This window comes from Gordonia sp. Swx-4 (assembly GCF_030316175.1).
GTDB classification, from domain to species: Bacteria; Actinomycetota; Actinomycetes; order Mycobacteriales; family Mycobacteriaceae; genus Gordonia; species Gordonia alkanivorans.
This window is the reverse complement of sequence record NZ_CP128197.1, coordinates 2,065,192-2,079,099: the sequence shown is the minus strand read 5'-3', so window position 1 is coordinate 2,079,099 and position 13,908 is coordinate 2,065,192. Positions and strand designations below refer to the sequence as shown.

Below are 13,908 nucleotides of genomic sequence, written 5' to 3'. Positions count from 1 at the left end.
TGTGGCGCGCGCAAATTTCCCCGATACAACTATCGAGACCCTTGGTGCCCCGAGATACGATCGCCGGGCGGAGCCGCTCTACACCATGACTCCGACTCCTCGCCGCGGCGTACCCGCGCGGGTGACATGCGTATGACGTTGTGCCCGGAAACCGGGCACAACGTCATACGGATCCAGTCCGGAGGCGGGGTCGACGCCGACGTAGGTCGCCTCCGAGGTCGGAAGTCCGCCCCAACCCGCGGCGCACCCGATGAGGTGGCGCACCGGGTCGACCTCCTCGCGGGTGCCGAAGGTGCGGTCGAACGAGTCGAGCCCCTTGGCCAGCTCCAACAGGGCGTTGCGGGTCGCGTCGAGGCTGGCGGTGTCGTAGTCCGGCGAGACGAACGCCTCCGCAGACCCCGACGTGATGGTCACCTGATTCTGCAGCTCGCCCACCACGGCAACGTCGGCAGCATCGGTCGGATCGACCAGGATCCGCACGGCGACGAGGACATACCGCGATCCGTACTGTTCCTGCGTCAGCGTGTGCTCGCCCGCAGCGTGGAGAACACCGCCGACATAGTGGTCCTCGTTCACGATCATCGCGGAGACATAGCGCTCGCCCGCGTCGGGCAGCGTGAGGACGGCAGGCTCGGCGAGGTCGACGACGGCGAAACTGTAGAGGGTGTCGCGGTTGAGCCGGATCACCGTCTGCTCGTCACTCGACGCCCGGATTCGCGCCATCGAAGCCTAGCTGGCGAGCTCGCCGGCCTCGGGTGTCGACACGGCGGCACGTCGCATTCCCGTGACGAACAGCACCAGACCGACGACGATCCAGGTGACAAGGGTCAGACCGGCGGTGAGACCGCCGGCTCCGCCGAAGTAGGCGGCCGAGCGGACCAGGGTTCCGGCCGCACCCGGCGGCAGGATCTGGCCGACGGTACCCAACCCGGACGGCAGCCATGCAGCCGAACCGGCAATACCGGCCAGCGGATTGCCGAGGAACATCATGACCATCGCACCGATGGTGAAACCTTTGACGCCGAACGCATTCTGCAGGCCGGCCAGAGGGATGGCCAGGGCGGCGACACCGAGCGCGATCGAACCGGCGACCGCCCAGAAGCCCGTCGACCACAATCCCGCGTCGATACTGCCGAACCCGAAGGTGAGCATGGACGCCACGATGACGCCACCGACGGCCGAGAAGGTGATCAGACCTGTCAGGTACCAGCCGTTGCTTCGCGGGAAGATCTTCCGGAACGCGACGACCGGCATGATACCGCCGAACACGAGCGGGAACGCGAGACCGCCGATGCCGATGCCGGTGGGGTCGCCCTCGGGCAGCGGGACGACGTCCTCGACCGTCACCTTCTCACCAGTTGCCTGCCCGACCGCCTGCGCGGTACCGGTGAGGCTCCCGCTGATCGACGCCGAGCCTGCGCTGGCAACCAGGGTGTGGACACCCGCCTCGTCGACCACGAAACCGCCGACCACCTCACGGTGCTCGATCGCGTCTCGCAACCCGGCCTCCGAGTCGTAGCGCTGTGGCTCGTACGCGTCGGGAGCCGCCGTGGCCAGGCTTCGCTCGAACGAACTGACCGCGGCCGGCGCACCGACCACACCGACCCGCAGATCGTGGGCACCGCTCTTCAGCTACGGCAGGATGAAGACCATCAGCAGGAGGATGAGGATGACGCCTAAACCGGCGGTCAGGCCCACCAGCATCACCATGGCCGGCGGCGTCTTCTTTCCCGAGGCAACCTTCTCCTCATTCGCCGTGATTCCCATCTCCGTGGATGTCATCGAACGTCCTCCAGACCTAAACCGGATGCTTTTCCTCCGCTATCTAGTGGATGATAGTCCTCCGGTTAGACTGGGGCTGTCAACACCGATGTGACGGACGAGTCACGGGGTCGAGAGGACGTGGACATGCGAGCAGATGCAGCGCGCCGTCGTCAGGCGATCGTCAAAGAGGCCCGTCGACTGTTCGCGGCACAGGGCGGCGGTGTCGCACTCGAGACCCTCGCCGAGGCTGCCGGGGTGGGGATCGCCACGCTCTATCGCAACTTCGAGTCCCGGCATGCGCTCGCTGACGAAGTGGCGCTCGCGATCCTGAACGACATCGGGCGCGCCGCCGACGAGGGTCTCACCCAGATCACCACCGCACCCGACGCCGCGTGGACGGCGTTCGTGAATCGGCTCGTCGAGTTGGATCTCGGCGCCCTGTCTGCAGCGTTGGCCGAGTACGTGACCGCTGCGGTCCGCACCACCCAGACCCAGACCCTGGCCCGCGTCGACGAACTGCTCGGTTCGGCCAAGAACGCAGAACTGGTCCGCGACGACCTCGACGCACTCGAGCTGATCGTCGGGATCGGCCTCATCACACGCCCTCAGCCCGAGGCCGTCGCGGCAGTGACCCCGAACCTCGTGCCGCGCCTGGTGTCCATCCTGTTGGCGGGTATGCGCCCGTCGTCCGACGACTGACCCGCCTCGCGCTCAGACCGTCCCGCGTGCGGCCCACGCAGTGGCCGAGACGATGAACCGCCCGTCGCCGAGACGCTTCCGCGCCACCGCCTCGAGTTCGCTTCGATCGGTGGCGTCGAGCGACTGCACATACTCGCCCGCCGGACCGATGCCGAAAGTGTAGGGCTCCCACCACTCCTCGAAACTCGGATGGACAACGTCGACGGTGATCGGCTCCTCGACGACGCTCCGCAGTCCGGCCATCGCGAAGAGTTCCGTGAGATGACCACGGTGCGCGCCGGACAGCAGCGCCTCATCCCGGGCGTCCGGCTCGAGCACGTGTACCGCATCCCAGAACGGGGCGAGCGCTCCGGTCGGCCCGTCCCACACGCAGGCCGCGACGGTCCCGCCCGGACGTGTCACGCGTGCCATCTGCGCGAGACCGCGAACCGGGTCCGTCATGAAATGAACCACCAACTGCGCGAGTACGTGGGTGAATTCGCCTGTGTCGTAGGGTAATTGCTCGGCAGTACCACGGCGCACGTCAACGTCGGGAAATCGTTCGCGACAGGCATCGACGAAGGGCGGGGACGGATCGATCGCGCTCACAGCAGCACCCAGTGTCAGCACATGGGAGGTCAGCGCCCCGGGGCCACACCCGACGTCGAGGACATCCGAATCGGCACCGACCCCCGCGAAGGCGGTGAAGACCTCGGCGAGCGGATCGGCGTAGCGGCCCATGAAGCGTCCGTACGCCTCGGGCGGGACGGCGAAACCCACTCCTCAATGCTACGACTCACCGACCATTCGAACCTCATGCCAATCGATCTCGACCGGCCCGGGTCAGTACAGCTGGTCCTCGCGCCATCCTCGGGACGCTTCCCTCGATCACATGGTCCACATGTTTGGACGTCATCCGTTCATACCAAATGGAATCGGACATGCACATGCGCGATCGGAACGGTGCAACAATCACACCGCTCGAACCCGACAAAGCGCTCGGAGCCCACTAGGTGGCCGGGTGTGGTCATCGCGGCGACGGCAACGACCACATGCAGACGACGAAGTGGAGAGCGACCGATGAAGCGTTTCCGCCTGTTCGGCATCACGGCGTCGGCCATCGCCGTGCTCACGATCTCGTTCGGCACTGCCCATGGCGCGCCGGCACCTGCAGCGCCCTCACACTTGTCGATCGCCTCCGCGGACGGCACCTCCATCACGTCGAGCCTGCGGAACGCCACCTTCGTATCGGCCGGGAGCGAGCTGCGGGTCGTCGACCCGAACGGGCGGCTGCTCGAACGCGTCGCCCTGACCCTGCCCCTCAACGGGGCGACGGTGCCGCTGCGCACGCAGGTCAGCGCCGATCGCACCCAGGCGACCTTCACCCCGATCCTCACGCCGGAGGCTCGCACCGCGATCGCGGCGGGCGTTCGTCCCGCGTCGGCGAAGAAGGATCGCGCGTATCAACAGATGATCTGGCACATCAACAACGGCTGGAACCGCGGCGGCAACGTGACCACTGCAATCGGTGCGCTCACCGGCCTGATCATCGGCTGCCTCGTCATCGTCGGTTGCATCTGGGGCGCCGGGGTCGGCGCTGCCATCGGTGCGGCAATCGGCATCAGCAACGGCGATCCCGCCACCGCACAGTCGATCCTGAACTGGATCAACACCCCATGACAGAGGGGTAGCTCCCCTCGATTCCGGACGCGGCCCTTTCCCCCGCCGCCCCGGAGTTCCCCCAGGAAGATCCCTCGCGCCCTCCCCCGACAGAAACGCGCGAGGGATCTTCTTTGCAGAAGGGTACTTTACAAACCGAAACTTTTGTATAGACAACGCCCATTGTCTTGATCAGTGCCTGGCCCGGCGACCGTCCGTCCCGGTGAGCCGACAGGTGCCGGGCAGTGGCCCACCACCACCGAGCACGGCAAACTGGTGGCCATGACCATCGCCACCGACCTCGGACTCGCTCCTGGTCCCGCGACCCCACTCCCGCGCGTCCCGCTTGCGTGGTCCATGCAGCACAGCCGCAACATCCAGATGAACGGGTGGCCGGCGACGGCCGTGCGCTTCGACGTTGATGTCGACACCGGTAGCGCCGTTGACGCCGGGGGCGGGAGTGCACTGCGCGCCGAGATCTCGAACGCGCGGGTGCCGGTCGGCGCGGCAGGATGACGACACGTAATCACGGGCAGGACAGCGAGTCGCTGCTGCGCAGCTCGTTACTCGACGGGTTGCATGACCTTCTGACTGAGCGCGACTGGTCGGCGATCCGCATGTCGGATGTCGCCGCCGCCACCGGTGTGAGCCGACAAACCGTCTACAACGAGTTCGGGTCGAGATACGGCCTGGCACAGGGATATGCGGTCAGGTTGGCGAACCGCTTCGCAGGGCATGTCGCCGAATCTCTCGCCGACCACGTCGGCGATGTCACCGGCGCGCTGCGCACTGCGTTCACCGAGTACTTCACCGGCGTGGCCACCGATCCCCTGATCGCGTCACTGCTGTCCGGCGAGGCCAAGCCGGATCTGATGAAACTCATCACGACCGACGTGGCGCCGATCATCGCCACTGCGAGCGAGCGACTGTCGCAGGCATTTCGCGAGTCGACATGGTTGACCATGCCTGATTCCGACATCGAGCGGATCTCGCGCGCGATCACCCGCATGGCGCTGAGCTTCGTCGCGATGCCGCCGGAAGGCAACCGCGACGTCGCGGCCGACCTCGCCGAGATCATCGCCCCGGCCATCGAAGCCGCGCGAATCCGGGAGTGAGCCAGGGCCTGCAACGCACCGTCACCAGCCCTTCGTGGCTCGTCGCTGGCGCTCCTCACGCCTCAGGGAGCGGTGGCGCCTGGCCGCTGGCGCTCCTCACACCTCAGGGAGCGGTGGTGACCGGTCGCTGGCGCTCCTCGCACCTCAGGGAGCGGTGGTGACCGGCCGCTGGCGCTCCTCACGCCTCAGGGAGCGGTGGCGCCTGGCCGCTGGCGCTCCTCACACCTCAGGGAGCGGTGGTGACCGGTCGCTGGCGCTCCTCGCACCTCAGGGAGCGGTGGTGACCGGCCGCTGGCGCTCCTCGCACCTCAGGGAGCGGTGGTGCCTGGCCGCTGGCGCTCCTCGCACGTCGGCAGCGTCGGCGTCTCGTCGCAGGGACGGATTTCAGCGCGTGGAAGTCAAGCGCGTCAGACGTTTTCCGGCTCCCCGCCGGAGCACACTGCGGTAGACCCGTTCGACCAGCGGGGTGCTCGCGTCCTCCGGGTCGACGAGCTCGTTCTCGGCGATGATCGAGGCCTCGTCATCGATGACCTCACGGTCGAAAAGTTCGAGTGTGCGGCCCGGGGTGGCCAGCGCCTCGATCGCGCCGACCAGCGAATCCTTCTCTCGCACAGCGTCGTCGAAGACCTCGGCATCGACGCCGAGGTGTTCCGACAGCAGCCGGGTCCGCATCGACGTGATGTTGTCGCGGATGCGCGCATCGTCGGGGTGGTCGCGGCGGGCCTCGATCGCCACGTCGCATTCACTGTCGAAACCCAGCGATCGATTGTTGAGATTGGACGAACCGACGCGCAGCAGGATGTCGTCGATGACGAGCACCTTGGCGTGCACGTAGATCTCGTCGCCTTCCGAGGTCACCGGGTAGTAGGCGCGGAACCGGTCGTGGACGTCGGCACGCCACAGCATCCGGAGCAGTTTGTGCCGTGCGCCGTCCATGGCCAGCCGTTCGACCGGGCTGTCGGCATGCCGCGGGAGAACGACGACGATCTCCGGACCGTCTGGTTCGACGAGCCGTTCGGCCAGCGCATCCGCGATCTCGCGGGCGGCCAGGTACTGGCTCTCGATGTAGATCGTGCGCCGGGCAGCCGCGAAGGCCGCCTTGTAGAGCCGCCGGATCTCGTCGACCTCGTCACGATCGTTGTAGTGCGGGATGGTGCGGGCGACCCCGACCTCGCACTCGGTGAACGTGACCCCGAGGTCCTCGGGCCAGATGTCGGGACCGTCGGTGTCGACGAGGAGCGCCAGACGTTCACCGGTCGCCGATTCCCACCGGTCGACGGCGACACCCGCGACGACACGTGCCGCATCCCCGTCGAGCGCGACCGTCACGTCATGCCAGGGACCATGTGGCTCACCGTCGGGATCACGACGGAAGTCGTTGTGCGAGAGGTGCTCCGAAGTATCCCAGCGGTCGACGGTCATGTCGATGCCGCCGCAGAACGCGAACTGGTCGTCGATGACGGCGATCTTCTGGTGATGCGCGGCCGACACCGGATGTGCGGCATCGATCCGAAAATGCAGTCGACGCCCCGTCAACAGATCCTGGACGAACGGCGGCGCGACACCGCGCAGCATCCCGGTGAAGGCACCCGTGCTCCAGCGCAGCACATAGATCTCGAGGCCCGGCCGGTTCGCGCCGAGCCACTTGAGGAACTCACCGAGTCGGTCGGGAACGTCTCCCTCCGGCGACCGCGGGTCCAGACTGATCCTCGTGTCGACATCCCAGCCGATCAGGATGACGCGGCGTCGCGCCTGCAGGAGCGCCGACTTGGCGTGCAGGAAGTAGTCCGCCGCATCGACGATGCAGGCGACGCGGTCGGCGGTGGCGATCTCCCGACAGGTGTCCCCCGCACGCAGTATCGGCTCGTGCCCCGGTTTGTCCGTCATGTCGTGTTCCGCCCCGTTCTTCTCACGGTCGTGATTCGCAGCCCCCGCCGGCCCGTCATTCTGCCAACACCCCCGGCGCAGCGCGGCACCGCACCGCGTGGCATTCCTTACACTCGTCGAGGTGAGATCCGACTCGGCCAGTGACCTTAGGAAACAGAGGGACCTCGCGGACGGGAGGGACCTCCTCGAACGCCCGCCCCGTCGTCGACGCCGACCGATCGCCGTCGCCGCAGCGGTCGTCGTGGCCCTGCTGCTGGGCGCCGGTGCGATCGCCTGGCGCACCGTCCCCGAGCGGTGGCTACCGTGGGACACCGCGGAATTTCCCCAGGTCGACGCCACCCAACTGACGCCGACGCAGAACCAGATCGTCGAGTTGCTCCGCGCCGAGCACGCCGCGCAGCGTCCGGGGCCGTTCTACTCCGAAGGCGTCGACGAACCGTGGTGCGCGAACTTCGTCAGCTGGATCATGCGCGAGGCCGGGACACCGTTCGCCAACCCCCACTCGGGGCACTGGCGGATTCCGGGAGTGTTCACCCTGCAGGAGTATTTCGAGGACACCCGACGTTTCGAGCCGGTCGGTGACTACACGCCCCGCGTGGGCGACGTCGTGCTCTACGACCGGTCGTCGGCCCTGGGCCAACACACCAACATCGTGGTCGGGGTCGACGGCGACGAGGCCACGACGGTCGGGGGCAACGAGATGCGCAAGATCCGGGTACATGAACTGGACTGGCGGTCGGATGGCGGCGTCGTCGGGTTCGGACGCCTCGACCCGGGACCGGACGGCCGGTGATGAACGGCGACAGTCGGCACGTGTACCGCTCGCGCCCTCCGGCCGCTGTGCGACCAGCGCTGGCGGTGGCCCGCCACTTCACCGACGCCGCGCACCGCGCGTCACAGAAACCGTTCGACGGATCGCTCGATCTCCTGCCGCACACCGAGCTGCCGGGCCGCTTCGGGTGGAGCCACTACGGCCTCATGTTGCCGTCCTTGCCCCACCCACACCGGTACCTGAGCCTGATGGTGATGGCCGGCATGACCGGCCTCCACGCCTTCGACTTCCCGCAGGAGGCCACCCCCGACGACCCGCAGGACATCGTCGTCGCCTCCGCGTCGAGCGGGGCGGACAGCGCCTACACACGGGAGGTGCTCTCCATCCGACGCGAGGGGCGGTTCGCCCCGGACCGTGCGGAGTTCGGCTCTCTGGCCTCGATCACCGGAACGCATCCGGAGTTCGACATCCGGATCCATGCCGGCGACCTGGACGCAACGCTGACGATGACATGCCGACCCAATCCCACCTGGTTCGTCAAATCACCTGTCTGGCAACACATCGGACACGTGGGCCGCTACCGGGGCGAGGTGACGCACCGCGGTGTGACGACGGAGATCTCGGGCGTGAGGAACCTCGAGTACGCGCGATCCATCAGTCCCTACGTGGCGCTCCGCCGGGCCACGCACCGACAGATCCCGCTGGAGTGGTTCAGCTATCACGTAGTCGATCTGCCAGGTGAGCGCCAGATCCTGTTCACCCAACTGGGGGTCGCCGGCAGCATCGTCGAGACCAACGTCATCCGCCGATCACTCGACGGCACAGCCGATCACAAGGTGCACGAGGGATACCACCGCATCCTCGAAACGGACGACGCCCCCGCCGTGGACACGCATGGAAGCGAGCGATTTCTCCCCCGTGTCTTCGAGTTCGGTTGCGACGGAGTCTCGGTCGTCGGAACCTACGATTGCCCGCAACGATTCGCGATCGGACGGGGCCACATCTCCGGCTACGAGGCCCGGGTGCGCGTCGACGGCGAGGAGTTCACCACGCGAGGATACGCCGAGCACATCGACGAACGACCTCACCGCCGCCGGAACGGGTCCGGCGCCGCGACGACAGGAATGCCATGAGCTTCGACGGATTCCCCGAAGCCGCTCTCGACTTCTACGACGATCTCGAGATCGACAACTCGAAGTTCTTCTGGGAGCAGCACAAAGAGATCTATCGCACCGCGGTCGCGGAACCGATGACGGCCCTTGCCGAAGAACTCGCCGACGAGTTCGGCACCGCCAAGCTGTTCCGCCCGTACCGCGATGTGCGCTTCTCCAAGGACAAGTCTCCGTACAAGACGCACCAGGGTGCATTCGTCGCGGTGGCACCGGCCACCGGGTACTACATCCAGATCGGCGCACCCGGAGTCCGGGTCGGCGCGGGTTTCTACGAGGCCGCGCCGGCGCGCCTCGCCGAAGTGCGGAAGGCCATCGACCACGACCGGCACGGCCCCGAACTCGAGCGCATCGTCGGCAGACTCGCCAAAGCCGGATGGGAGATCGGCGGCGACCGCCTGAAGACCGCTCCCCGCGGCTACGACGCCGATCACCCGCGCATCGAACTCCTGCGCCACAAGTCGCTCTTCGCCGGCCGCGACTACGGCTTCGACGAGGTCATCCACACTCCGACACTCGTCGACCGCGTCCGTAAGGACTGGCGTGAGACCAACACGCTCGTCGACTGGATCGTCCGCCACGCCGCCACCTGAACGGTGAGCCACACGAACGACTTTCGCGCGACGCCGCGGCGCGTCGGGTGGGAGGGCCCGACGGACACGAATCGGTAGCGGTTCGCGATCTCGCCCCTGCCGCTCGGGTAGGGCTGTTCATACTGGCTGCGAGCCTGTGACGACGACGACGTCCACCGCGCCACGACCATATCGTTCTGCACCACCGTGACGAGCGTGAAATTCTTGTGCGGTGATGCCCGATTACGTGATGTCAGCTCGTGAGCGGAGGAGCTTTCGATGACCGATCATGTCCACCACGGTCACATCTTCCATCTGGCCGGCAGCCCCTTGATCACCGAAGCGTCCGACGCGCTCGTGGAGATCCCCGACGGCGCCCTGGCGATCGGGGCCGACGGCATGATCAAGTACTGCGGTGAGAAGTCCGGGCTACCAGCGGAGTTCGCCTCCGCTCGACGGCACGAGCATTCCGGCGGTTACCTGATCCCCGGTTTCGTCGACACCCACATCCACTTCCCGCAGACGTACGCGGGCGACTCCTACGGTGGCGGGCAACTCCTGGAATGGCTGAACCTCTGCATCTTCCCGTCCGAGTCGAGGTTCGCCGACCCCGAGTTCGCGCAGGCCGCAGCCGTCGAGTTCACCAAGCGACGGGTCGCGGCCGGCACCACCGCGATGATGGCATTCGGTTCGGCGTTTCCCCACGCCCAGGACGCGCTGTTCGAGGAGACCCGAAGGACGGGTCTGCGCCTCGTCTCCGGGCGCGGAATCCAGACGGTCGGCGGTGACACCGCGAAACCGCTACTCACCTCTGAAGACGACGCGATCCGCCTGACGAGGGACGAGATCGAGAAGTGGCACGCCGCCGACACCGGCGACTACCGGACCGCGCTCCTACATGTGGCGATCGTCCCGAGGTTCTCGTTGTCGGTGACCACCCAGACACTGCAGAACCTCGGCGAGCTCTACGACGAGTACCGCGACCGGGGCGTCTACGTGCACACCCATCTCAACGAGAACGGCCGGCCCGGAACCGGCGAGATCGACACGACCAAGAACGTCTATCAGGTCGACTCGTATCTCGACACCTACGACGGGAAGTTCCTGCCGGGATCACAGGTCGGCGGCAAGAGCCTGCTCGGTCCGCGCACCATCCTCGCGCACTCCGTGCACTGCCAGGACTCCGAACTGGCGCGCATGGCCGAGACCGGGACGTCGATCTCGCATTGCCCGGTGTCGCAGCTGTTCCTCGGTTCCGGGACGATGCCGTGGAAACGCACGGTCGCGTCCGGGGTGAACATCTCCGCGGGAACCGATTTCGGGGGCGGTGACGAGTGGCTCATCCCCCGCGTACTCGGCGACGCCTTCAAGCAACACATCACCGAACCCGGCGAGGCGGGGGTGTCGATGCATCCGGCGGAAATGCTGTTCATCGGAACACTCGGCGGAGCGCGCGCACTCGACATGGAGAGTCGCTTCGGCAACTTCGACGAGGGCAAGGAGGCGGACTTCCTCGTCATCGAGCCGGCCGACGGCCTGAAAGCCACGCTGGAGAATGCGGTCCGCTCCGACGATCCCATGCTCGCCCGCGATCAGACCCTCTTCGGGCTGCTGATGGGTATTCGCGAATCCTCGGTCGCCGAGGTCTACGTCCAGGGCCGACGAGTGGTGGTGTAGCCGGCGCGATGGTTGTCACCCTGTCCGTCTTTCATCCCGCTTCGCAGGCGGGATTCGCCGACTGGGCGGCATTGCTCGCCGCGTCGGCGGCCGACACCGAGGGCTGCCTCGGCACCGACATCTCGACGGTGACCGATGGCCATTTCGAACCGGCGGTGGCGGCGACCTTCGTCGACGAGATGGCATGTGACCGGTGGGTCGACAGCGCCCGGCGCGCGGAAATCCTGCGCAAGGGACGCGATCTCGGTTGGCTGCCGTCGGCGCCGACGCTCGAACTCGTCGACGGGGAGGCTCCTCCACCGGGCGTCGGCGCCTTCCGACACGAGATCGTGCCCGGCAGATCCGCGGAGTTCCTCGACGCCCAGCGCGAGCTGACCGGTGCGGCAAGCGGTTTCAGCGGCTATGAGGGAACCGCGCTCTTCGTCGACGACGAGACGAACACCGCGTTGTCCGTACTGAGGTTCCGCACCGACCGGCAACTGTCGGCCTGGGTATCGTCGCGGGAACGCGGTGAGGCACTCGACGTGTTGCGGTCGAGCCTGACCCACGACTTCGAGACGATGTCGGCCACCACCGCCTTCGGCACCACGGTGCGCACCGACCACGGCCGCATCCGTCAGACGCCGAACTGGAAGTCGGCGATGATGGTGCTGCTTGTTCTGTACCCGACGGTGATGATCCTGTCCCGTTTCCTCGGACCGGTCCTCGACGACGCCGGGGCGGAGCCGTGGCTCGCATTGTGGCTCAGTCAGGTCGTGAGCGTCGGGTTGATGCAGTGGTGGCTCATGCCGTGGGCAGCCAAACCGTTCCGCCGCTGGCTCGATCCGGTCGACGGCGACGGTTGGCGCAGCAATCTCGCAGGCGCAATCGCGATCCTGGCGATCTACAGCGCCTGTCTCGCCCTCTTCGCCAATGTCACGTGGCTTCAGTTCTGGGACTACATGGACGCCTGAGACCGGCGGACACGTTTCAGCCGACGATCCCGTCGAGGTAGACCCATCGCCCGTCGTACCGGGTGAAACGGCTGCGCTCGTGGAGAGACCCCCGCTCGGAGCCGGACTTGTAGTACGCGGTGAAGGTGACCTCCCCCTCGGTGTCGAACGGCGATCCACCGTTCGTCGACTCGACGTCGAGGCGGTACCAGCGCATCGCGTCGTCGAGTTCGAGGTCGTCCGGGCGGGTGTCGGGATGCCAGGTGACCCGCAGGTGGTTGAGATCACCGAGGGCGAAAGCGGTGAAGCGCGACCGCATCAGCGCCTCGGCGGTCGGCGCGGCGCGCTCACCGGCGAGGACCGGTCCGCAGCATTCGCCGAAGGGAAAGCCGGACAGACACGGACACCGCGCGCCGGGATCACGGTTTGCCGATTCGGTGTTCATTCCCCGCATCTTAGGGGTAGACAGAAACGAGGTCACCCAAGAGGCGGTCCGGTTGCCCGTGAGGTGAGCGGACCGACGCCAATGGAGGGAGAATCCTTGTCCGACAATGTTTATCGGGTCATCGAAGTGGTCGGTTCGGCCGCGACCGGCACCGACGACGCGATCCGGAACGCCATCGCCCGCGCGTCCCAGACGGTCAACCATCTGGACTGGTTCGAGGTGACCGAGACCCGCGGACACATCGAAGACGGTCAGATCGCACACTTCCAGGTCACCCTGAAAGTCGGTTTCAAGATCGAAGGCGCCTGACCCGGGGCCGAGACGTTCTAGTCGCCTGGCGCGGCGGTGAGGAACGCGCCGATCTCGCGCGCGACGGCCTGCGGTTCGTCGAGCATGGACAGCACCGCCGCCCCGGGGATCTCGGCATAGCGGCCCCGAGGCACGAGTTCGGCGAGTCGAGGTCCGTGCGCCGGTGGCATCACCCGGTTGTCGGGCGACCACAGCACGAGCACCTCGCCGTCGAAACTCTTGAGCGCCTCGGTCTTCCGGACCAGCTCGGCGGGCTCAAAGGACGTCGTCGCGTATTTGGTGACGTCGCGCCGGATACGAGGGTCACGCAGGACCGGATCGGTCCATCGGCGCATTCGTTCGTCGTCGACGGGCTTGTTGATCATCCATCCCCACAGCATCGGCAGTCGCCGAAGCCACCCGATCCGTAGCTGGCGCGCCGCGAGGGTGATACCCCCGGGCAGCCGCACCGCCAGGGTGGCCATCTTGCCGGGCAATCCGGGCGGGAAGTTCTCGAAGGCCTCGCACGGGAGGATCACCATTCTCGCGACACGCTCGTCCCGCCCGAGAGCGGTGAGGAACAGCGAACCGCCCCAATCGGAATGGACGAGGGTCACGTCGCGCAGGTCGAGGGCCTCGAGAATGTCCGCGACCAGTCCGACCATCCCGTCCATCGACAGGTCCGCATCCGCGCTGAGCGGGACCCGGTGCGACCCGAGGGGAAGGATCGGCCGGATGTAGCGAAAGCCACTCGGCAGCAACGGGATCACCTCATCCCACACCGTGTGGTCCATGAGCAGCCCATGCAGGAACACCACCGGCGGCCCCGCTCCGTCCTCCGCGTACTCGACGGTGCCGGCGGGCGTCTCGATGCGCTTGAGAGCGCCTTCCTCGGCGCTTGTCGTCTGGTTGAGCTCGGTCATGACGCGTGCTCCTCGCCTTGAACGGAC

The 13,908-nt window shown here is 66.9% G+C and carries 17 protein-coding genes; 10 read left to right on the top strand and 7 right to left on the bottom strand.

All coding sequences use genetic code 11. From position 1 onward, the window contains the following. Nucleotides 1–78 precede the first annotated feature (78 nt). From PWF70_RS09525 to PWF70_RS09515, 3 genes are read right to left on the bottom strand one after another with little or no spacing between them, the layout of a single operon-like run. A complete protein-coding gene (locus tag PWF70_RS09525; protein WP_425269574.1) occupies nucleotides 79–723 on the bottom strand; it encodes a DUF1254 domain-containing protein in 645 nt (214 codons plus the stop codon). A 6-nt stretch (nucleotides 724–729) separates the two neighbouring features. After that, nucleotides 730–1,599 carry an ABC transporter permease gene (locus PWF70_RS09520; protein ID WP_286352932.1) on the bottom strand — a complete coding sequence of 290 codons (870 nt, stop codon included), beginning with the start codon at nucleotides 1,597–1,599 and terminating at the stop codon, nucleotides 730–732. A gap of 33 nt (nucleotides 1,600–1,632) precedes the next feature. After that, complete coding sequence (locus PWF70_RS09515; RefSeq protein WP_286352931.1) at nucleotides 1,633–1,782, bottom strand: hypothetical protein; 150 nt, start codon at nucleotides 1,780–1,782, stop codon at nucleotides 1,633–1,635. 126 nt (nucleotides 1,783–1,908) lie between these two features. Between PWF70_RS09515 and PWF70_RS09510 the strand changes: the two genes are divergently transcribed. Continuing rightward, on the top strand, nucleotides 1,909–2,463 hold the full coding sequence (locus tag PWF70_RS09510) for a TetR/AcrR family transcriptional regulator (RefSeq protein WP_040003981.1): 555 nt from the start codon (nucleotides 1,909–1,911) through the stop codon (nucleotides 2,461–2,463). A 12-nt stretch (nucleotides 2,464–2,475) separates the two neighbouring features. Here PWF70_RS09510 and PWF70_RS09505 read toward each other — a convergent pair whose 3' ends face one another. Beyond that, nucleotides 2,476–3,222, bottom strand: coding sequence for a class I SAM-dependent methyltransferase (locus PWF70_RS09505; RefSeq protein ID WP_006357487.1), 747 nt, complete (start codon nucleotides 3,220–3,222; stop codon nucleotides 2,476–2,478). Nucleotides 3,223–3,522: 300 nt separating this feature from the next. Between PWF70_RS09505 and PWF70_RS09500 the strand changes: the two genes are divergently transcribed. The 3 genes from PWF70_RS09500 to PWF70_RS09490 all read left to right on the top strand — a co-directional run bounded on the left by PWF70_RS09500 (nucleotide 3,523) and on the right by PWF70_RS09490 (nucleotide 5,216). Next, nucleotides 3,523–4,122 (top strand): DUF8020 domain-containing protein, encoded by a 600-nt coding sequence (locus tag PWF70_RS09500; protein WP_006357488.1) that lies wholly within the window; start codon nucleotides 3,523–3,525, stop codon nucleotides 4,120–4,122. Between the two features lie 174 nt (nucleotides 4,123–4,296). Further along, entirely contained in the window at nucleotides 4,297–4,617 is a 321-nt protein-coding gene (locus PWF70_RS09495; RefSeq protein ID WP_006357489.1) for a hypothetical protein, read from the top strand. Next, a complete protein-coding gene (locus tag PWF70_RS09490; RefSeq protein WP_127963265.1) occupies nucleotides 4,614–5,216 on the top strand; it encodes a TetR family transcriptional regulator in 603 nt (200 codons plus the stop codon). Before PWF70_RS09495 ends, PWF70_RS09490 begins: the two co-directional genes overlap by 4 nt. A 384-nt stretch (nucleotides 5,217–5,600) precedes the next feature. Here the strand turns inward: PWF70_RS09490 and PWF70_RS09485 are convergent, their stop codons facing one another. Then, nucleotides 5,601–7,103 carry a phospholipase D-like domain-containing protein gene (locus PWF70_RS09485; protein ID WP_286352930.1) on the bottom strand — a complete coding sequence of 501 codons (1,503 nt, stop codon included), beginning with the start codon at nucleotides 7,101–7,103 and terminating at the stop codon, nucleotides 5,601–5,603. 217 nt (nucleotides 7,104–7,320) lie between these two features. On the opposite strand from PWF70_RS09485, the gene PWF70_RS09480 reads away from it, so the two are divergent. The 5 genes from PWF70_RS09480 to PWF70_RS09460 all read left to right on the top strand — a co-directional run bounded on the left by PWF70_RS09480 (nucleotide 7,321) and on the right by PWF70_RS09460 (nucleotide 12,246). Further along, complete coding sequence (locus PWF70_RS09480; protein ID WP_127963871.1) at nucleotides 7,321–7,896, top strand: CHAP domain-containing protein; 576 nt, start codon at nucleotides 7,321–7,323, stop codon at nucleotides 7,894–7,896. A gap of 20 nt (nucleotides 7,897–7,916) precedes the next feature. Further along, nucleotides 7,917–9,008 (top strand): DUF6670 family protein, encoded by a 1,092-nt coding sequence (locus PWF70_RS09475; RefSeq protein ID WP_286352929.1) that lies wholly within the window; start codon nucleotides 7,917–7,919, stop codon nucleotides 9,006–9,008. Further along, nucleotides 9,005–9,637, top strand: coding sequence for a DUF2461 domain-containing protein (locus tag PWF70_RS09470; protein ID WP_286352928.1), 633 nt, complete (start codon nucleotides 9,005–9,007; stop codon nucleotides 9,635–9,637). The genes PWF70_RS09475 and PWF70_RS09470 overlap by 4 nt, the downstream gene beginning before the upstream one ends. A 258-nt stretch (nucleotides 9,638–9,895) precedes the next feature. Then, nucleotides 9,896–11,293 carry an amidohydrolase family protein gene (locus PWF70_RS09465; protein ID WP_006360598.1) on the top strand — a complete coding sequence of 466 codons (1,398 nt, stop codon included), beginning with the start codon at nucleotides 9,896–9,898 and terminating at the stop codon, nucleotides 11,291–11,293. An 8-nt stretch (nucleotides 11,294–11,301) separates the two neighbouring features. Beyond that, nucleotides 11,302–12,246, top strand: coding sequence for a putative antibiotic biosynthesis monooxygenase (locus tag PWF70_RS09460; RefSeq protein ID WP_139319595.1), 945 nt, complete (start codon nucleotides 11,302–11,304; stop codon nucleotides 12,244–12,246). 16 nt (nucleotides 12,247–12,262) lie between these two features. On the opposite strand, the gene PWF70_RS09455 is transcribed toward PWF70_RS09460, so the two are convergent. After that, entirely contained in the window at nucleotides 12,263–12,670 is a 408-nt protein-coding gene (locus PWF70_RS09455; protein WP_006360596.1) for a YchJ family protein, read from the bottom strand. Between the two features lie 96 nt (nucleotides 12,671–12,766). On the opposite strand from PWF70_RS09455, the gene PWF70_RS09450 reads away from it, so the two are divergent. Beyond that, nucleotides 12,767–12,979, top strand: coding sequence for a dodecin (locus PWF70_RS09450; RefSeq protein ID WP_006360595.1), 213 nt, complete (start codon nucleotides 12,767–12,769; stop codon nucleotides 12,977–12,979). A gap of 17 nt (nucleotides 12,980–12,996) precedes the next feature. On the opposite strand, the gene PWF70_RS09445 is transcribed toward PWF70_RS09450, so the two are convergent. Further along, the gene (locus tag PWF70_RS09445) at nucleotides 12,997–13,881 is read right to left on the bottom strand and encodes an alpha/beta fold hydrolase (protein ID WP_006360594.1); all 885 of its coding nucleotides are present in this window, start codon (nucleotides 13,879–13,881) and stop codon (nucleotides 12,997–12,999) included. Nucleotides 13,882–13,908: the final 27 nt, after the last annotated feature.

Coding starts and splice junctions, on each gene's coding strand:
- PWF70_RS09525 (WP_425269574.1), bottom strand. CDS start 723: ATGGCGCGAATCCGGGCGTCGAGTGACGAGCAGACGGTGATCCGGCTC.
- PWF70_RS09515 (WP_286352931.1), bottom strand. CDS start 1,782: ATGACATCCACGGAGATGGGAATCACGGCGAATGAGGAGAAGGTTGCC.
- PWF70_RS09510 (WP_040003981.1), top strand. CDS start 1,909: ATGCGAGCAGATGCAGCGCGCCGTCGTCAGGCGATCGTCAAAGAGGCC.
- PWF70_RS09500 (WP_006357488.1), top strand. CDS start 3,523: ATGAAGCGTTTCCGCCTGTTCGGCATCACGGCGTCGGCCATCGCCGTG.
- PWF70_RS09490 (WP_127963265.1), top strand. CDS start 4,614: ATGACGACACGTAATCACGGGCAGGACAGCGAGTCGCTGCTGCGCAGC.
- PWF70_RS09485 (WP_286352930.1), bottom strand. CDS start 7,103: ATGACGGACAAACCGGGGCACGAGCCGATACTGCGTGCGGGGGACACC.
- PWF70_RS09470 (WP_286352928.1), top strand. CDS start 9,005: ATGAGCTTCGACGGATTCCCCGAAGCCGCTCTCGACTTCTACGACGAT.
- PWF70_RS09465 (WP_006360598.1), top strand. CDS start 9,896: ATGACCGATCATGTCCACCACGGTCACATCTTCCATCTGGCCGGCAGC.
- PWF70_RS09460 (WP_139319595.1), top strand. CDS start 11,302: ATGGTTGTCACCCTGTCCGTCTTTCATCCCGCTTCGCAGGCGGGATTC.
- PWF70_RS09455 (WP_006360596.1), bottom strand. CDS start 12,670: ATGAACACCGAATCGGCAAACCGTGATCCCGGCGCGCGGTGTCCGTGT.
- PWF70_RS09445 (WP_006360594.1), bottom strand. CDS start 13,881: ATGACCGAGCTCAACCAGACGACAAGCGCCGAGGAAGGCGCTCTCAAG.